Origin of the sequence: Alcaligenes sp. Lyrl_28 (genome assembly GCF_051948705.1) — a bacterium.
GTDB lineage: Bacteria > Pseudomonadota > Gammaproteobacteria > Burkholderiales > Burkholderiaceae_B > Alcaligenes > Alcaligenes ammonioxydans.
On sequence record NZ_JAYJLG010000003.1, the window covers coordinates 149002 to 166696 of the forward strand.

16 protein-coding genes are annotated in these 17695 nt (G+C 58.1%); 7 read left to right on the forward strand and 9 right to left on the reverse strand.

Annotated features, from left to right (window positions below; genetic code table 11):
- Positions 1-9: 9 nt before the first annotated feature.
- Together VF694_RS08420 and VF694_RS08425 are read right to left on the reverse strand one after the other, a co-directional pair.
- The gene (locus tag VF694_RS08420; protein WP_003801727.1) at positions 10-513 is read right to left on the reverse strand and encodes a thiosulfate oxidation carrier protein SoxY; all 504 of its coding nucleotides are present in this window, start codon (positions 511-513) and stop codon (positions 10-12) included.
- Positions 500-1828, reverse strand: a complete 1329-nt coding sequence (locus VF694_RS08425; RefSeq protein WP_003801725.1) for an FAD-dependent oxidoreductase — start codon at positions 1826-1828, stop codon at positions 500-502. The genes VF694_RS08420 and VF694_RS08425 overlap by 14 nt, the downstream gene beginning before the upstream one ends.
- A gap of 389 nt (positions 1829-2217) precedes the next feature.
- Between VF694_RS08425 and VF694_RS08430 the strand changes: the two genes are divergently transcribed.
- Positions 2218-2427: a cold-shock protein gene (locus VF694_RS08430; RefSeq protein WP_009461028.1), complete on the forward strand. Its 210-nt coding sequence runs from the start codon at positions 2218-2220 to the stop codon at positions 2425-2427.
- Between the two features lie 172 nt (positions 2428-2599).
- On the opposite strand, the gene VF694_RS08435 is transcribed toward VF694_RS08430, so the two are convergent.
- Positions 2600-3955 (reverse strand): ATP-binding protein, encoded by a 1356-nt coding sequence (locus tag VF694_RS08435; protein ID WP_003801722.1) that lies wholly within the window; start codon positions 3953-3955, stop codon positions 2600-2602.
- Between the two features lie 12 nt (positions 3956-3967).
- The gene (locus tag VF694_RS08440) at positions 3968-4630 is read right to left on the reverse strand and encodes a response regulator (protein WP_003801720.1); all 663 of its coding nucleotides are present in this window, start codon (positions 4628-4630) and stop codon (positions 3968-3970) included.
- A 253-nt stretch (positions 4631-4883) separates the two neighbouring features.
- Here VF694_RS08440 and VF694_RS08445 point away from each other — a divergent pair, with 253 nt between their 5' ends.
- The 5 genes from VF694_RS08445 to VF694_RS08465 all read left to right on the forward strand — a co-directional run bounded on the left by VF694_RS08445 (position 4884) and on the right by VF694_RS08465 (position 9838).
- Positions 4884-6479 carry a cbb3-type cytochrome c oxidase subunit I gene (locus tag VF694_RS08445; protein ID WP_301607099.1) on the forward strand — a complete coding sequence of 532 codons (1596 nt, stop codon included), beginning with the start codon at positions 4884-4886 and terminating at the stop codon, positions 6477-6479.
- The gene (locus tag VF694_RS08450) at positions 6476-7126 is read left to right on the forward strand and encodes a cbb3-type cytochrome c oxidase subunit II (protein ID WP_003801717.1); all 651 of its coding nucleotides are present in this window, start codon (positions 6476-6478) and stop codon (positions 7124-7126) included. The genes VF694_RS08445 and VF694_RS08450 overlap by 4 nt, the downstream gene beginning before the upstream one ends.
- 8 nt (positions 7127-7134) lie before the next feature.
- The gene (locus VF694_RS08455; RefSeq protein WP_440164091.1) at positions 7135-7944 is read left to right on the forward strand and encodes a c-type cytochrome; all 810 of its coding nucleotides are present in this window, start codon (positions 7135-7137) and stop codon (positions 7942-7944) included.
- A 21-nt stretch (positions 7945-7965) separates the two neighbouring features.
- The gene (locus VF694_RS08460) at positions 7966-9054 is read left to right on the forward strand and encodes a c-type cytochrome (RefSeq protein ID WP_003801712.1); all 1089 of its coding nucleotides are present in this window, start codon (positions 7966-7968) and stop codon (positions 9052-9054) included.
- A gap of 451 nt (positions 9055-9505) precedes the next feature.
- Positions 9506-9838, forward strand: a complete 333-nt coding sequence (locus VF694_RS08465; protein WP_157784348.1) for a hypothetical protein — start codon at positions 9506-9508, stop codon at positions 9836-9838.
- A gap of 144 nt (positions 9839-9982) precedes the next feature.
- Here VF694_RS08465 and VF694_RS08470 read toward each other — a convergent pair whose 3' ends face one another.
- Entirely contained in the window at positions 9983-10657 is a 675-nt protein-coding gene (locus VF694_RS08470) for a metallophosphoesterase (protein WP_230406281.1), read from the reverse strand.
- Between the two features lie 188 nt (positions 10658-10845).
- On the opposite strand from VF694_RS08470, the gene VF694_RS08475 reads away from it, so the two are divergent.
- Entirely contained in the window at positions 10846-11979 is a 1134-nt protein-coding gene (locus VF694_RS08475; RefSeq protein ID WP_440164094.1) for an aminotransferase class V-fold PLP-dependent enzyme, read from the forward strand.
- Between the two features lie 170 nt (positions 11980-12149).
- On the opposite strand, the gene VF694_RS08480 is transcribed toward VF694_RS08475, so the two are convergent.
- Genes VF694_RS08480 through VF694_RS08495 form a run of 4 tightly spaced genes read right to left on the reverse strand, consistent with a single transcriptional unit; the run spans position 12150 to position 17496 of the window.
- A complete protein-coding gene (locus VF694_RS08480) occupies positions 12150-13625 on the reverse strand; it encodes a TolC family protein (RefSeq protein WP_440164096.1) in 1476 nt (491 codons plus the stop codon).
- A 10-nt stretch (positions 13626-13635) separates the two neighbouring features.
- Positions 13636-14322 (reverse strand): MarC family NAAT transporter, encoded by a 687-nt coding sequence (locus tag VF694_RS08485; RefSeq protein ID WP_003801704.1) that lies wholly within the window; start codon positions 14320-14322, stop codon positions 13636-13638.
- A gap of 22 nt (positions 14323-14344) precedes the next feature.
- Positions 14345-15817, reverse strand: coding sequence for a metal-dependent hydrolase family protein (locus VF694_RS08490; RefSeq protein WP_003801702.1), 1473 nt, complete (start codon positions 15815-15817; stop codon positions 14345-14347).
- Positions 15818-15861: 44 nt separating this feature from the next.
- Positions 15862-17496, reverse strand: a complete 1635-nt coding sequence (locus VF694_RS08495; protein ID WP_003801700.1) for a Na+/H+ antiporter — start codon at positions 17494-17496, stop codon at positions 15862-15864.
- Positions 17497-17695 lie beyond the last annotated feature (199 nt).

Below are 17695 nucleotides of genomic sequence, written 5' to 3' on the forward strand. Positions count from 1 at the left end.
GGCTCTTGTTTACATGCCGCAGCCGCCAGCGGTCACGGTGATGTGATGCTGGGCGCTCAGAACGCGGCCATCGCTCAACCGTGCCAGGGCACGGATGGTTTGGGTTTCAATCAGACGCAGGCGCACGGCGACTTCCGTTGTACCTGCCAGGGCGGTAAAGCGAAAGCGGCAGGCCAGGGGGTGTGGGTTGCCCTGGGCCAGAATGATCAGCTCCTGGCAGTACAGCTCGTCATTGACGGGTAGGTCCAGCACGACCTTGACGGGCACTGCGGCGGGGTTGTCTCCCAGGGCGGGCATGTCCAGCTTCAAGCCTTTTTCCTCAGGGGGCGCGCCGTTCAGGAACTCGTTCACCACCGCCTGGACCTGGGCGGCGGTGGCCGGCTTGAGCAATTGATCAAAAGCGACTTGTGCATGCAGATTGACGGGCAGCCAGGCGGCGCCCAGTCCGGCCGCACTGCCCAGCAACAACTGGCGACGACGCACGAAACGGGAGGGAAGTTTAGAGGAAGTCATTGAAACGGCTCTGGATCCACTGAAAATCTTCTTGAACAAGGTCGGGGGTGCGAACATCCATATCAATCTGTGTTTGCAGCACCTTGCCGCTGGCATCCAGCTCGTACTCAAACTTGACCGAAATTTCTTCTTGCGGGTCCCCATTCACCATCATGTAGCACAGGTTGTCGGGGAGTACCGGCACGACTTCCTTGCCTGCAATCCGTTCGGCTAGGTTCTGGGAAACGATTTTCGCCACGGCATGCGCAACGTGCGCGCTCTTGGGGTAGTGGCCGAACTGATCGGAAATAAAGCCCATCGAGTCACCCACCACATAGACATTGTCGTCGTCGCGTGCGGTGAACAGGCGCGGATCAATATTGGCCCAGCCGGTGGGTTTGCCGTCAGGGCCTGTGCCCACCAGACCCGCGTTCCAGACCATGTCGGCCGCCTGATGCGGAGGCATGAGCACGGCATCGTCGAAATCAAAGTCGCCTGCAGTGGTCTTGATGTGTTTTTTGAAGGGGTCGACTTCACGCACCCGTGCATTGGGGACATGGGTGATGATGTCCGGGTACAGCTCCTGGAACGCGGCGCGGTAGCCCTCGCCAATCGGGGCGATATTGGGCTTGGGGTCCAGAATGATGATCTTGCCTGGAATCTTGTTGGTCTTGATGTGCCAGGCCATCAAACAAGCGCGTTCGTAGGGCGAGGGCGGGCAGCGGTGGGGCGGCGGGGGCAGCGTCATGACAATGGTGCCGCCCTTGAAGGCCTTGAGCTTGTTCTTCAAAGCAAACATCTCGGCGTTCGGGATGTAGGCATTGGGAAAGTGCTGGCGTGTGTATTCCGCGGCGTAGGTGTCATTGCCAAACCAGGCGTCATAGGCATTGCGTATGCCGCCCGACAGGATCAGGTAGTCGTATTCCAGCGCGCCCTGGGTGGTACGTACGGTTTTCTTGTCGCGTTCGATGGCAGTGACTTCGGCATGCACCAGGCTGTACCCATACTTGATCGAAGGCGCCAGCATGTCATGGTTCAGGAAATCAGTGTTGACGATATCAATCAGCCACTTGTTGCTCATGGGCCCCGACCAGAAGGTGGGGTTGCGCTCGATCAGCACGACCTGAGCTTGGGGAACCAGCTTGGACAGATATTTGGCAGCGGTCATCCCGCCCCAACCGCCGCCACAAATCACAATGCGCGGGCCTTTGGTGTGGCGCGGCAGGATCTGACTGGTGTTGGTGATGATGGCGGGGGCTGAAAGGCTGGTGGAAGGAAGAACAATTGTTCCGAGTGCGGCGGCTGGGGTGGCCAGCAGAAAATTTCTACGATTCATTGTTATGTTCCTCGTGATCATGACATGACACACGTCAATCTTGGTAAGTAGACCGCTTGGTGCGAGCCAGTATAGCCAAGACTGTCGGGGCTGCGTGGGGTTTTTTTGCCGGGTTAAGGCGTTGAAACCAAGGTTAGAGGCCGCTCAGGCACGGTGCAGCAGCGCAGTTCAGTGTGGGTGGGGGAAGAACGAAGTGGGGGGGAGGGTTGGTCGTGCGGTGGAAACGTCGGACTGCGGGTAAGGGTTAACACTCGGAAATGCTCAGGAAACAACAGAAAAACCGGATTTTTTGGATTAAAACGTAACGGCGCTATCTTTGTGCACAAAATCGGAGGATAGTGCAGGGAGAGAAATTTTTTCTCTGTTCGTTTTTACATTTAGGACTTATTTTGAAGACAGAAATTGGTATTGTGAAGTGGTTCAACAGCGAAAAAGGCTTCGGATTCATCGTGCCGGAGAACGGCGGCAAGGATCTCTTCGCACACCACAGTGAAATTCAGGGAACCGGGTTCAAAACATTGGAAGAGAACCAACGCGTTTCCTTCATCGAAGGTGCAGGCCAAAAAGGCCCATGCGCAACTAAAATCCAAATTCTTTGATGATGGGCTTGCCTGAACCGGCAAGCACCGCGTCAAACTGAAAAGGCCGGAACCCGTCAAGGTTCCGGCCTTTTTTAATGCTTGGCAAGCTGCCACCTGCAATCCAGAGATGGGCGCTGCGTGCTCTACCAGCAGTAGGTCCGATGTCGGGCAGCTGGAGCGACACGTCGCTTTAGAGCGGCGTTGACGCGCTTAGCGGTACGGTTAGCCGAGCCTCCAGACCGCCACCTTGCCGGTTCAGTAGCTCCAGCGTTCCTCCATGCTGGGTGGCGATGGCGTTCACGATGGACAAGCCCAGTCCGTAACCGGCCTGTTGCTGTGAGCCACGCCAGAAGCGGTTCATAGCCAGATCGCGTTCGCTCTCGCTCAAGCCAGGGCCATTATCCAATACGCTGATACGCAGGTAACCCGGTTCACCCGCCTCAATTCGCAGGCTGATGGCTGCCAAGGCCTTGGCATAGCGCAGGGCATTATCGATCAGGTTCTGTATGGCTACTGTCAGCAAGGACTTTTCAATTTGCACCGGTCCGTGTTGAGTGTGTGTGTCCAGCGTGATGGCGTCGATGGTGTCACCATGGATGGCCTTGAGTGCATGTAAAGCTGCATAGACGGCATCATCGGCCTGACTGCTTTCCTGACTCGCACCCTGGCCGTCCAGCCGAGCCAGCTCCAGCAGCCTTTGCAGGATATTTTGCAGTTGCTGCACACCCTGATCGGCCTGACTTAAGGCGGCATCCAGCGTGTCACGCTCGCCAGGACGTTGGGCCGCCAGATGAGCCACTTGAAGGTGGGTTTTGATGCCTGTCAGCGGGGTGCGCAATTCGTGGGCTGCGCTATCGGTAAAGCGGCGTTCACGCATGATGGCGGCCTGTTGCCGCTCCAGCAGCGCCTCAATCGTACGCAGCAGCGGCTGCAGCTCCACCGGGGCTTTGACCTGGGGAAGCGGGCTGTCGTCACCGGGACGGCGGCGGGCCAGCAAATCCCGAATCCGCTCCAGAGGGGCCAGCCCGTGACCAATCCCTATCCACAACAGGAGCAGACTGCCAAACAGGGCCACTACGAAAGGCAGCCCGGCCGAGAGCATGATTTCCCGTACCAGGGATTCGCGTATCTCGATGCTGTCAGCGGCGGCAATCTGGATATGCCCCTCGCGCAGGACAAAGGTGCGCCAGCGCTTGCCGCCATGGATATGGGTGCCAAAGCCCAAGGCCACTTGCGACATGTCCGGACTGCCGGCGGTACGGCTGACTGCCTGAATCTCCACTTCACTGCGCACCACGCTGATCTCGCAGGCAACCCCGTCGCGGGCAATGATGTCCAAGGGGCGCTCGGCTGACTGGGCAAGCTCCTGTAGATTCGGAAATTGGGCTACCAGCCCGGCCACCATTCGCGCCGAGGCCGCCAGACGGCTGTCCAGCGCCTCACGCAGGGAATGGCGCGCATCCATCAGCATCCAGGCCGCCACGGCACTCCATAGCACGGTCAGGGAAATGCCGATCACAAGCAGCAACCTCAGGCGCAAACTCATGTTGTTTCTTTCCTAGCCCGCCGGCCCCAGTCGGTAGCCCAGACCGCGAACGGTCTCAACGATATGGCTGCCCAGCTTGCGCCGCAAATGGTAGATATGGACATTGATGGCATTGCTTTCCAGATCCTGGTCGTACCCGTAGACGCTGTCACACAGCTGTTCGGCACTCAGAATGGCATGGGGTTTGTTGAGCAGGGCGCGCAACAGGGACAGTTCGCGCCGGGCCAGGCTGACTGGCTTGCCATCCAGAGTGACATGGCCGGTCGACGCACAGAAGCTTAATCGTCCATATTCAATGCAGTCGGTTTCGTGACCGGCCAAGCGTCGTGTCAGCACATGCAGACGCGCCAGCAGCTCGTCCAGGTCAAAAGGCTTGATGACGTAGTCATCGCCTCCGCCCAACAAACCCTCGACCCGGTGATGCAGCGCATCGCGGGCGGTCAGGATCAGAATGGGCAGTTTGCGGCCCTGATCGCGCCAGCGGCGCAGCAGCGTCAGTCCGTCCTGATCGGGCAAGCCCAGATCCAGAATACAGACATCAAAGTGCGAGGACAGCAAGGCCGTATCGGCCAGACTGGCGGTGCCTACGTGGTCCACCGTCAAGCCGTGCAATCGCAGGCCGGCCACAATTCCGCTGGCGACCAGCGCGTCATCTTCAACCAGTAAGACGTGCATTCTCCCCCCTTGTCGCGAATGCGGCGTGTTCAGGCAAAGCCTGATGTTCATTACGTTTCGGCGTTCATGTTAGCAGTCTTGAGGCGGGCGGCAAAAGGCGCCTCTCTCTTAATTCGGCCTTAATCCTGATCCTCTACTGTGAGCTAGATTGCATTGCATTTGCATCTCGGTACTTACTTTTTTAATAAAACCGGCTGGGGCAATGACGTTTCTCCAGGCTTAGCCGCATGATCGATCTCGGGCATTTATTCACATGACTCCTATATTGGGAATATTACTGGCGACCAGTTTTGTCGCCTCTTTGGTGGCACTGGGCATTCTTGTCTGGGCCGTTGCAAACAAACTGATTTTCGTCGGCAAGAACGAGGCTGAAACCATCTTCATGAAAGGGGAGTTGGGCCAGCCTGACGATAGCGCTTCCTTTGGGGAGAAGAGCGAGGCGCAGGCGCATCGTTTTGACGTGTTGCGTGCCGGCATTGATCGCAGTGGCCGGGGGCCGGTTCTGCTGTTGGTGACGGTCGGAATTACCTGGCTGCTGATAGGCTCGGTGTTTGGCGTGATGGCATCGCTCAAACTGCACTGGCCCGACTGGCTGGCCGATGTGGCCCAGGTGACGTTTGGACGGGCGCGCACCTTGCACCTGAATATTGTGGCCTATGGCTGGTTGTCGGTGACCGGAATCGGTGTGGCCTTGTGGCTGTTGCCACGCATTTTTCATACCCCCTTGCGACGGCCCAATATGGTGTACTTCGGTGCGGCCTTGTGGACCCTGGGGGTCTTGGGCGGCACGCTGGCCGTTGCCAATGGCTGGTCCGATGGCATTGAGTGGCTGGAGTTCCCCTGGCAGATCGATATTTTGCTGGCGGTAGGCGGTTTTTTCCTGGCCTGGCCGGCTATTGAAACTGCGGCCAAGCGCAAGTCGCGCCATATCTATGTGTCAGGCTGGTACTTTCTGGCTGGCATGGTGTGGTTTCCCTTCCTTTTCCTGGTATCGAATATCCCGGGCCTGCACATCGGTGCCCAGCAAGCTACCGTGAACTGGTGGTTTGCTCACAATGTGCTGGGTCTGTGGTTGACGCCGATGGGCGTGGGGGCGGCGTACTACATCATCCCTAAAATCATTGGCAAGCCCGTGTATTCCTACAACGTGTCTTTGCTGGGTTTCTGGAGCCTGGCGCTGTTCTACAGTCAGGTGGGCATGCATCACTTGATGGGGGGGCCGGTGCCGACCTGGGCCGTCACCCTTTCCGTGGTGCATAGCATCATGATGTTTGTGCCTGTGATTGCGGTAGCCATCAACCAGCACGTCACGGTGGCGCAGAACTTGTGGGCCTTCAAGCAATCCATGGCCTTGCGTTTTGTCTGGATTGGCGCACTGATGTACACCCTGTCCTCTTTCCAGGGGTCGCTGGAGGCCATCCGTTCGGTGAACTCGGTGACGCACTTTACGCATTACACCGTCGGTCACGCCCATCTGGGCGCCTACGGCTTTGTGTCCATGGTGATGTTTGGCACCCTGTATTACATGATGCCGCACATTCTGGGACGTCGCTGGCCCTTTCCGGCGCTGATCAAGACCCATTTCTGGCTGGTGACGGCAGGCTTCACGATTTATGTGCTGGCCTTGAGCATTGCCGGGGTCGTGCAGGGCATGGGTCTGATGGACCCGGGCGCCAGTTTCGGCGAGATCACTCGCAAGATGGTTCCGTATCTGGAGGCCCGCTCGATCGGCGGCACCATGATGACCTTGGGTCATTTCATTTTTGCGGCTCACTTTGCCTTGCTGTTGTTGCGCAAAGACACCGCTGTTAATGCGACTCCTACACTTGCTCGGGCAGATGCATCATGAACCGACTCTTACCTTTACTCATCGGAGCCATTGGCGTTTTGCTGCTGGCCACTCTCATGCTGGTGATTCTGCCGGCTTGGCAATTGCGCACCTCGGAGCCTCCTGCGCCATTGAAGCCCTATACCGTCCAGCAGTTGCAGGGCCGTGATCAGTACGTGGCGAACGGCTGCTTGTACTGTCACAGCCAGCAGCCCCGCTCGAGCGGTCAGACTCTGTTTGACACCGCCCGTGGCTGGGGGCGTGCTTCTACGCCCGGTGACTATTTTTACGACTCGCCCCACTTGCTGGGAACGATGCGTACCGGTCCGGACCTGTTCAACGTCGCAGCGCGCATGAAAAGTCGGGATTGGCACTTGACTCACCTGTACCAGCCGCGTGCGATTTTCGACTGGAGCCTGATGCCATCCTACCCTTATATGTTCGAACTGAAAGCTCAGCTCGAACCGGGCGATGTGCTTGTGCGTCTTCCCGAATCCTTGCAGCCAGAGGGCAAGCATGTGGTTGCCCGCCAGGAAGCCCTGGATCTGGTCGAGTATTTGCTGGCCTTGGATCGCACCTACGCGACTACAAGCCAGGAGTTAGATAAACGCGACCGCGGCTACGACCGCCGCCCTGGCGAGACCTTGATGGACTCGGGCGCTCAATAGGACATGTCATGACAAAGAAAAAAGATTCGAGTTCGCCTCTGGTCGAGAATATTGACCCTAGTTTTGATCCATGGGAGCCACCGCGTCCCATTCCGATTTTTCTGCTGGCCGTGCTGGTGGCGCTGGCCTTGGCGGGCGTGGGCCTTTATCTGCATGATCTGGCCCCGCATGCCGCGCCAGATGAGTCCACTGTCATCGGCTCTCACGGCGGTGGTACGCCAGTCGTGCCGGCAATGGCTGCTTTAAAGGATGCACCGGTGCTGGTGCATTCGGGGCAGGGCAGTGTGTGGAGCTGCGCCTCCTGTCACGGTGAGGCGGGTGAAGGCGCGGGTATCACCCCTCGTCTGGCCGGTATTCCAGAGGCATATCTGCTCAAGCAGCTCGAGGATTTTGCCAGTGGCGCACGTTTGAATGAGTCCATGCAGTATGTGGCTCGTGGCTTGCAACCGGCGGATATGAAAGAGCTGGCCAGCTACTACGCCAAGCTGCCTGTCCCCGCTACTGCAGTACCCAGTTCGGACGCGGATCTGGCGCGTGGGCAGGCCTTGTTCCAGAAAGGAGACTGGAAGCAGAACGTGCCCGCCTGCATCAGCTGTCACGGCAGCCAAGGTGAAGGGGTAGGGGCTGCGTTCCCGCCGCTGGCGGCTCAACAGGCGGACTACCTGTTCAGTCAGCTGTCGGCCTGGAAAGGCGGTCATCGTCACAATTCGCCGCAAACGCTGATGGATGATATTGCCTCGCGCCTGTCCTACGAGGACCTGTATGCGGTTTCCTACTACGCCGCCTCCTTGCCAGCCCCTGGCACGCAGGCGAAATAAGATCAGAACAGAGAGTTTTTTATGAAAGATACGCAAGAGCAGGGTCGTGGCAAACCCGTCATGTCGGGCGGACGCAGACTGGCCTGGGGGGCCGGTATAGGGGTATTGCTGTTTGCCATCGGATATGGTCTGAACGCCAGGGGCTGGTTGTCTTTTTCCCTGGGCTCGCCCGATTCGGCGACGATTAAGGTGGGCGATGTCGGTTACAGCCGTGAGGCCATGCAAGCCGATCGAGAGGCGCAAAGCAAGGACAAGCTCGCGGTCACGGCGGGAATGCCGGTGGGCCCGGACGGCTACTTTGTGCCGCCTGCCGAGAGCAGCATTCCCGACACACCATACGGGGAAGCCGTTCGGCGTGGACAACAGATTTTTATGGAAACCTCCACGACAGTGTCGGATCACGTGGGCAACACACTGGCCTGTGTGAACTGCCACCTGGATGCCGGGCGCCGTGAGCATTCAGCGCCCATGTGGGGGGCTTATGTCAGCTACCCGGCGTACCGTTCCAAGACCAAGGCCATCAGTACCCTGGAAGATCGCATTATTGGTTGTTTTACCTATTCGATGAATGCCCAGGCTTCTTCTACGGGCGTGGCGCCACCGGCAGGCAGCGACGTCTACCGTGATTTGATGACCTATATGTACTGGATGTCTGACGGGGCGCCGACCGGTCAGAAGTTGCCTGGCGCCGGCTTTCCCAAGGTGAAAAAGACGGAGCTGGGCTATGACGTCGCGCGGGGTAAAGAGGTTTACACCAATAACTGTGTGCTGTGTCACGCGGTGGATGGTCAGGGACAGAAGGATGCTGAAAGTGGCGTGGTCTTCCCGCCTTTATGGGGGAATAACTCCTACAACTGGGGAGCGGGGATGGCACGTATTGATACGGCAGCGGGTTTCATCAAGGCCAATATGCCTTTGGGTAAACCATTTTCCCTGACCGATCAAGAAGCCTGGGATGTTGCCGCTTACATCAACAGTCATGAGCGTCCCAAAGATCCTCGTCAGACAGGGACGCTGGAGCAGGCTCGCGTGGAATTTCACGATGGAGAGGAAAGCTACTACGGCAAGAAAGTGAACGGCCTTGTGTTGGGTGGGGGCGTGGACAAGTAAATGTTGGGCTGTTGGAAAGCGAGGTCGTAGGACGCCGGTACTGGGGATTTGCCGATTGATTGCTTCCTTGGACCCATAAGCAAAGTAATTGGGCAGCGGTTTGTGCCGTAAACACCCAATGAAATCAGGTCGATGGATGTTATGCACAAGCAGTTATCGGCAGTTGCAGCATCCGGCTGTCCAGTGACCTTGATGGACTGGGCTGAAAAGCACCCCATTAAACGGCGGATTATCCAGCATATGGTTGTTATTAATATCATAAAGAGATAAAAACCATACCTTATCTGCTTGGCACTCGCCGACCTGTTCCAACTTTTTTGACCTCTTTTTTCGAATGATTCCCTTTAAACAACTTGGCATCTGCGCCCTTGCTCTCGTGCTGGCAGGCTGTGCCGCACATCGGGCTCCTTCCCGCTTTGAGGGCAAACCTGTATCGGAAGCCGTGAACGCCATGCCCAAACGTTTGCAACAGTCTGGAATAACCAACGATGGCAAACCCTACTATTACTGGATATTTGACGAAGTTGAAACGGTGACATTCACAGATAGCTACGCCTATCACAACACCGATCGGCCTGGTATGACCACAGGCCTGTATTTTTATGAACGCGAACTGCCTCGCAAGTGCTCTGTGGTAGTGGTGTATGACGAAGCCACGCAAATCGTGACCGACTTCCAGGTCAATAAAACCCGCAACGCCAAATGCCGGAAAATGGAATCGTATCTGGACGGCAGCGCCTACAAACCCGGCTTTCTGCTGCAGTTCAAAGATCCTCTGCGTTAGAGACATCATTACAGACAGCAGAGTTAGGGCGATGTCTTGATGGGGTGGTCATCCGCCTGTTCTTTTCTAGGGGATGACCGATGTTCAAGCCGGTGCAGAGACAGCGTGAGGGAAGAAGCCCGCACCAGCATTGACGAAAAACGCCTACAAAGCCACCAAGCGCTTCAAGTCCAGCAAGGTGAAATGCCCATGATCCAGCCACCCGCCGGTATCAATGAAAAACACATTGCCCAATTGCCGCATTTTGTGCGTTGTCTGGTGCCCATGCACCAAGGCTCGCACGCCACTGACCAGACCGTCGTAGCCCGTCACATAGCGGTCTCTGGACCACATGCAAACATAGCGGTCATTGGCATCGAAAGCCTGGGTATGGATGTGTTGCCAGTCTTCGTAGGGGAAGTCGGCATGCACCATACCCACTAAACCCAGGGGCGTTTCAATTTCCATTGCCAAAGGCAGGGCTTGCAGGCGTTGCGCGATAAGGGATTGTTCGTCCGGTGTGCAGTCGTCCAGCCATAGCCCGCCATGCACACGATGGTCTACTTCTTGAATCGCTTGTCCAATCGCCCGCCGCCAGGTCAGTTGTTCGTGATTGCCACAAATTGCGTGAAACCAGGGCAGGTCAAGCCAGTCTAGAACCTGGTGCGACTCCGGGCCGCGATCTACCAAGTCCCCCACTGAAAAAAGCCGGTCCTTGGAGGGATTAAACCGAATCCGTTCTAAAGACTTCTTCAGCTTGGTGAAGCAACCGTGAATATCTCCCACGGCAATATCGCGTCCCAAGGTATTTGGCTTAAAGCGGGCTACATGCATTGTCATGTTCGGGCTGGGTGATACGTGCCCATCACGGTACTCATAGCCGGGACTGGAGTCAAGAAAGGCACGGCCTGCTTCCGATAAACCTTAGTCTGAGCAGACTACGCGATGGGACAAGCAGACCGTGTTGGATGGCTTGGTCTAAAATCCCTGGAGCTTACTATTTTTTCTCTCTGAATTCCGAGGTTTTCATGTCTCACACCAATACGCCTGTTGATCCGGACGGCCTGCTTGAGTATTCGGTGGTCTACACCGATCGCGCGCTAAACCACATGTCGAAAACCTTCCAGGAAGTGATGCGCGAAATCTCTCGCACGCTCAAGCTGGTCTATCAGGCTCACTCGGCGATTGTGGTGCCGGGCAGCGGGTCGTTCGGCATGGAGGCGGTCGCCCGTCAGTTTGCGACTAATCGCAAGTGCATGGTGATTCGTAACGGCTGGTTCAGCTACCGATGGACGCAGATTTTCGATATGGGCTCCATCCCTGCCAGCACGACGGTTCTGAAAGCTCGTCCGATCGAGCCAGGGACGCAGGCGGCCTACGCGCCTGCGCCTGTCGAGGAAGTGATCGCCGCGATTCAGGCTGAAAAGCCGGCCCTGGTGTTTGCCCCGCATGTGGAGACGGCCTCGGGCATTATGCTGCCAGAGGACTATATGCGTCAGGTAGCAGATGCGGTGCATGCGGTCGGCGGACTGTTTGTGCTGGATTGCATTGCCTCTGGCACCGTCTGGGTGGATATGAAGCATGTGGGCGTGGATGTCTTGATTAGCGCGCCACAAAAAGGTTGGACCGGTTCAGCGTGTTGCGGCCTGGTGATGTTGAGCGAGCGGGCTCGTCAGCACATTGACAGTACAACCAGCACCAGTTTTGTCTGCGATCTGCGCAAGTGGCTGCAGATTATGGAAACCTATGAAAATGGGGCTCACGCCTACCACGCGACTTTGCCTACGGATTCGTTGAAGGTTCTGCAAGAGGCGATGGCCGAGACCGAAGCGCTGGGTTTTGACTGGGTCCGCAATCGTCAGCTTGAGCTGGGTCGCAAAGTGCGCGCTCTGTTGAGTGAGCACGGTTTTCGCAGCGTGGCCGCGCCGGGTTTTGAGGCCCCGGGCGTTGTCGTGTGCTACACCACGGACGACGGGATTCATTCGGCGGCGAAGTTTGCCAAGGCTGGCTTGCAAGCGGCGTCGGGCGTGCCTTTGCAGTGTGATGAACCTGCCGATTTCAAGACTTTCCGCATTGGTTTGTTTGGCCTGGACAAGCTGACTCATATCGAGCGTTCTGTAGAACGCTTGGCCCAAGCCCTGGATGCCATTGAGGCGCTGTAAGGCGTGGGTGCACACCTTTTTTGCCCCCATGAAAAGGGAGCCGCGAGAGGCTCCCTTCGTGGATGACTGGGCTCGGCCGGAGCCCCTGCCCCGATTGACTGGGCCGGCATTCGAGGCAGGCCCAGCCGGATGGCAGGGTTGGCCAGCCGCCGCTGCTTAAGATTGAGGGTTTAGGGCTCTTTGGGCGCCTGGTTGAGTTCACCCATGGCAAAAGCGAGATTGACGGAGCCCACCAGCCCTGCCGTATGGGCCAGAGTCTGGGCCTCCTGGGCGCCCAGCAGCCCCGTGTGGGCTTCGGTCAGCAAGGTCATGCCGGTCAGACCTTCCTGATAAGACTCCAGCGCGCCCTGGTAGGTGATCTGGGCGGCCTCGACCAGACTGCTGGCGGCCTGGTGGGATTCCAGAGCTGCGCGCAAGGCATCGGCGGCGATGATCAGTTGCTTGTAGGCATCCTGCTCGGTCTTGACGACACGTTCGCGCGCAGTGTCAGCGCGTAACTGGGCTTCGCGCACTTGCTTGTTGCGCAATCCTGCATCGTAAAGCGGGATGCTTAAGGCCAGCACGGCCCCCCGGGAGGAGGCTTGGGGGCTGATCTCTGGCAGGCTGCCGACGCTCAGTGAGCCCATGCGCTTGGACATGAAGCCCATGAGTGCCAATTTGGGCATGAAGCTCGCTTCGGCAGATTCGATGCCCGCCAGACTGGCTTGATGCGCGGCTTGCAATGCCTGAACATCAGGGCGCTGTGCAATGGCTTTTTTCAGGATTGCGTTGCCGGGAATGTCCAGGTCTTCCGGCAAGGGCCGCGAGGCGCTGTCCGCGACCGAAAGCTCCGCCTCGGGCGACAGGCCAATGGCCCCCAATAACGTCTGATAGGACTGCCGTGCCAGTGTGCTGGCATTGACGTGATGCAAACGGGCCTGTGCCTTGAGTTGCCGCGCCTGGGCCACTTCGATCTGGGTGCCCAGGCCATTGCGTTGCCGCTCCAGAGCAATGTCTTCGATCAAGGTGGCATTTTTCAGACCTTGAGCAGAGATGCGCGCGCGCTGACGGGCCGAGTTGTAGTTGAAATAGCTGATGGACACCTCGGCAATAACGGCCTGGTGGACACCGCTGAAGGTGACCCGGCTGGCCATGGCCAGTTTGTCCGCCGCCTTTTGCAAGGCTGCCCGCTTGCCAAAATCGAACAGCAGCCATTTCAAGGTAAGCGAAGGGACGGCACCACTTAAATGGGTGTCGTAGTCCACATCGATTTCTCTGCCCAGAATGTGAACACTGTCATCCCGATCACTGCGTATATAGCCGCCCACCACACTGGCAGAAATAAGCGGCAGGTAGGCGCTTTGCACCATGCCGGCGGCTTCCGCAGCTTGCTGGGCCTCGCCCCAGGCGATACGGGTGCTGGGATTGAGGCGTTGCGCCAGATCGATCAGTTCAGGCAGGCTGTATTCGTGACCAGCCCGGATCGTAGGGATGGGCTGGCTGGAGTCGGGGCCCGGCTCGTTGGCCAGTGTCAGTCGGGGCGGCTCAGGGGCATCCTGACCGGAGGCGGGTGAAGCGACGGACCGGTGGTCCGGAGCCGCACAGGCCGTCAGGATCAGGACGGCGGTCACGCTCAGGCTAAGACGCAGAGCAGGCAAACAAGACATAAACATACACTCAGGAGGCGGCAGAATGGGTTAGCAGCGTGGCAGCATACTGCTGACCGCCTTCCAGGACCAGCTGCACGGCCATGCAAACCAATAAAAACCCCATGATGCGTGAGATGGCATCGACGCCGCCATGACCAATGACACGCACGATGCTCAAGGAGGAGCGCAGGCAGATGAAAAAAATCAGGCCGATCAGAACCGCCAGAATCACAGGGGCCACCATTAGGACCCATTGGGCATACTGTCCGCGCATGCCATGCATTTGGGACGAGGCACTGAGGACCAGAGCCATGGTGCCGGGCCCCACAGTGGATGGCAGCGTCAAGGGCACAAACGCGATATTGTTGTGCGAGGCCGTATGTTGATCGTTGGCCTGGGACACCATGTCACTGACAGCGGGAGGAAACAGCATGCGGAAACCGATGTAGGCCACGATCAGGCCGCCCGCGATACGTATGTCCACCATGGAAATGCCCAGGGCCGATGTAATCCACAACCCGGCGTAATAGGTCACCAGCAGGGCCAGGATCACGCATAGCGTTGCCTGGCGCAGCTGCTGTTTTTTTTCCTCTGCACTCAGGCTCTCGCCTAAAGACAAGTACATCACCATGGCGGTTAAGGGGTTGGCCATGGGCAGCAAAAATGCCAGCCCCAGGCCGATCAGTTTGAATAGCTGCATGATGTCGTCTGGCATGGGATCTCCTGGGGGGTGAGGGTCAGGCGGGCAGGGCGTTCTTGTAGATTTTGCCATCCTTGATGATCAGCAGCAGGTTCTGGTCGGGCTGTTCCAGAAAATCCAGACTGTGTTCGGGCTCGCCATCGATCAGCAACAGATCGGCCAGAGCGCCAGGGCGAATGACACCGAGCTCGCCTTCATATGGCTGGCGCAGGCCGGACAGTTGCAGCAGGCGGCCATTGTCTCCTGTCGCCATTTTCAGCACCTTGAGCGGTTCATAAAAACGGGTCAGTTTGGACAGCATCCGGCCGTGATGGGGAAGATGAGCGGGGGTAAACAAAATATCCGTGCCCCAGGCGGTCTGGATCTGGTATTTGTCGGCCAGTTCGTAGGCACGTACAGTGCCCACGGCAACCTGCTGCTGCTTGGCTTTGCTGTGTGGGTCGCGCTGGACGTTGGCATCCTCGTCGGCCAGGAAAGGTTGCAAACTCCACCACACGCCTTCGCCGGCCATCATGCGGGCCGTTTCGTCGTCTGCCAGTTGGCCATGCTCGATGGATTTGACTCCCGCCTTGATGGCACGCTGGATGCCGCGCGCACAGTAAACGTGCACCATTACGTAGGTGCCCCAGTCGCTGGCGGCGCCGACGGCGGCGCGCAGCTCTGCATCGCTAAACTGCAATCCCTCCAGGGGGTCGTACAAGGACGTCACTCCGCCCCCAGCCATCAGCTTGATCTGACTGGCCCCCAACATCAGTTGCTCACGCACGCGACGCAGAACCTGGTCGGGCCCATCGGCAATACAGGTGACCCCGGCCCGTTCGGTGTGACTCAGATCGCCCTGCGCCCGGGGGACTTCGTAACGCATCCGGAAGTCGGCGTGCCCCCCGGTTTGCGCAATCATCGCCCCGCTGGGGTAGATGCGGGGACCGTGCAGCAAGCCCATATCAATACCGCGTTTTAGCGAGAAGCTGGGGCCACCGGCATCGCGCACGGTGGTAAAGCCGCGCAGCAAGGTACGCTCGGCTTCTTTGCTGGCAATCAAATGCAGATCAGCCGGGTCGGCCATCATGGCGGTCATCTGGTCTACTGCACACAGCAGACTATGCCAGTGTGCGTCAATCAGCCCGGGCATCAGCACTTTATTCTGACAATCCATGACGGTGGCATCGGCGGGAATCTCGGCTACCGGCATGACCGCTGTGATTCGACCCTGATCAATCTGAACGGCCAGACCGTTTTTCAACTCGGTGCTCTGGCCATCGAACAGGCGCAGATTGCTCAGAATGAGTTTTGGGGACAGGGCGAGCGGCTTTTGCTCCAAGGCATTGTTGGACTGGAAGGCCGGACCTGTTGGGGTGGCGTTGGGAGCAAAGCTGGCCGCTGCGCTCAGACGCTTGTGAATGAAAGGGATGGAGGGGTGCGCGCAAACACAGGCCGGCACACCGTGGCGATAAGCCAGACGTTGTTGGCGCAGAGCAGGGGAATGGCCCAGGTAAGAATAGGTCTGCATGGCGTCCTGAAAAATCAAAGGTAGGGGAAAGAGAAAGAGCGGACTCAAGACATGCGCAATTCGATCAGGTCCAGTAATCGGACCCGTTCGCGAGCGATTTCATCGGATATCTGACGGGTACGCGCCAGGGTGTAAACGGCGTTGCGAGCCGCGCGGATGGCTTGGATTTGCATGTTTTTCTCCAACTCCTGTTCGGCCAGATCCTGGTCAACCCCTTCGGCGGGCGGGCTATGGGCAATGGCGCTCAGGACCCGGTCGGCCATGGCGGTGTAGCGCGTTCCGGAGGACTCGGGATTGTGGGCAATCAGTTCATTCAGTGTTTGCGCGACCGATTGCGCACTGGCGTGTCGCACGGCCTGCTCGGCCAGTTCTTCCTGCTCCTGGCGGCGTCGCAAAGTCGGAAAGGAGACGCGTTTCATCAGGGGAGGTAAAACCAGGCTGGCGGTCAGCAGCGAGACGATAATGACGACCGAGGCCAGAAAGATCGCCAGGTCGCGGGCCGGGAAGGGACTGCCGTCCGTTAAGGTCAGCGGCAAGGTCATGACACCGGCCAGGGTGACGGCGCCCCGCACCCCCGCAACCGACAGGACCAGCACCAGCAGCGGATTGGCCTGAGCGGTTTCGTCGTGATGACGCAGCCCCAGTAGTGAAAGGCCTCGTCGCAGCCATAAATAGCCGTACACGCATAAAAACCGCAGTGCAATCAAGGTGGTACACATGGCCACCGCATACACCAGCAGCCAGGCAGGATTGTGGTGGCCGGTTTCTTGGACCACCTGTACCGCGCCCCGAAAAATGGCTGGCAACTGTTCGCCCAGCAGGACAAACATCATGCCGTTCAAGCTCAGTTGCACGGTGTCCCACACGGTCTTGCGCTGCATGCGGGTGGCGGCCAGCGCATTGCCCGAGAGTTCGGCATAGCTCATGGTAACGCCCGCCGCTACAGCAGCCAGAATGCCGGACGCTTCCCATTGCTCGGCCAGGTAGTAGGACGCAAAGGGCAGCAGCAGGCTGAACAGGACTTCGGCCCCGGGCTCCTCGCCCCAGCGGCGCACAAAGAGATTGCGCACCAGCAGCAGGGCGCGCGTGGTTGCCACACCCACGGCCAGGCCGACAAGCGTTAGCCACAGGAAGTTCTGGCTGGCTGCCGTGACTGAAAAAGAGCCGCCCAGAGCCAGGGCGACAGCAAGCCGAAACGCCACCAGTCCGCTGGCGTCATTGAACAGGGATTCACCTTCGAGCAGGGCTTGCAGTCGTGGCGGCAAGGGCACGCGCCGGGTAATGGCGGAAACGGCGACCGGGTCGGTTGGTGAAACAATGGCGGCCAATGCAAAAGCGACTGGCAAGGGCATGGCGGGAATAAGCCAGTGCAAAACATGCCCCAAGCCGAACACGGTCAAAAATACCAGAATGAAAGCCAGAACCAGAATGCCGATCCGATCTCGAATTAAACCTTCTTTGGAAATGCGCCAGCCGTCCAGAAAGAGCAGGGGCGGCAGAAACAGATAAAAGAACAGGTCCGGATTCAGGGTGATGCCGTGATTGAACCAACCTGCGATCAAAAAGCCGATCAGGATCTGCACCAAAGGAGCAGGGATGGCAACGGGAATCATCTTTACCATGCTGTTGCTGATTAAAACGGCAGCCAGCATGCTCAAGGTCAGGTTTACGTCGTCCATGGCGATTCTGTATAAATGACGGTGGTCATTGAGGCCCTATCAGAAAGTTGCTTGTCACTATACGCGTAAAAATGCGAGAGACACAGATGTACGATCCGGCATGAATAAAAGGTCTATGCCTGAAAGGGCTCAGGTACAATTCCCCGCAGTTATCTGAGCAAGATACGGGGATCGTATTAAAAATAATCGGGGGGGTGCC

Coding starts and splice junctions, on each gene's coding strand:
- VF694_RS08460 (WP_003801712.1), top strand. CDS start 7,966: ATGAAAGATACGCAAGAGCAGGGTCGTGGCAAACCCGTCATGTCGGGC.
- VF694_RS08470 (WP_230406281.1), bottom strand. CDS start 10,657: ATGACAATGCATGTAGCCCGCTTTAAGCCAAATACCTTGGGACGCGAT.
- VF694_RS08425 (WP_003801725.1), bottom strand. CDS start 1,828: ATGAATCGTAGAAATTTTCTGCTGGCCACCCCAGCCGCCGCACTCGGA.
- VF694_RS08420 (WP_003801727.1), bottom strand. CDS start 513: ATGACTTCCTCTAAACTTCCCTCCCGTTTCGTGCGTCGTCGCCAGTTG.
- VF694_RS08455 (WP_440164091.1), top strand. CDS start 7,135: ATGACAAAGAAAAAAGATTCGAGTTCGCCTCTGGTCGAGAATATTGAC.
- VF694_RS08435 (WP_003801722.1), bottom strand. CDS start 3,955: ATGAGTTTGCGCCTGAGGTTGCTGCTTGTGATCGGCATTTCCCTGACC.
- VF694_RS08485 (WP_003801704.1), bottom strand. CDS start 14,322: ATGCCAGACGACATCATGCAGCTATTCAAACTGATCGGCCTGGGGCTG.
- VF694_RS08475 (WP_440164094.1), top strand. CDS start 10,846: ATGTCTCACACCAATACGCCTGTTGATCCGGACGGCCTGCTTGAGTAT.
- VF694_RS08465 (WP_157784348.1), top strand. CDS start 9,506: ATGCCCAAACGTTTGCAACAGTCTGGAATAACCAACGATGGCAAACCC.
- VF694_RS08445 (WP_301607099.1), top strand. CDS start 4,884: ATGACTCCTATATTGGGAATATTACTGGCGACCAGTTTTGTCGCCTCT.
- VF694_RS08450 (WP_003801717.1), top strand. CDS start 6,476: ATGAACCGACTCTTACCTTTACTCATCGGAGCCATTGGCGTTTTGCTG.
- VF694_RS08495 (WP_003801700.1), bottom strand. CDS start 17,496: ATGGACGACGTAAACCTGACCTTGAGCATGCTGGCTGCCGTTTTAATC.
- VF694_RS08490 (WP_003801702.1), bottom strand. CDS start 15,817: ATGCAGACCTATTCTTACCTGGGCCATTCCCCTGCTCTGCGCCAACAA.
- VF694_RS08440 (WP_003801720.1), bottom strand. CDS start 4,630: ATGCACGTCTTACTGGTTGAAGATGACGCGCTGGTCGCCAGCGGAATT.
- VF694_RS08480 (WP_440164096.1), bottom strand. CDS start 13,625: ATGTCTTGTTTGCCTGCTCTGCGTCTTAGCCTGAGCGTGACCGCCGTC.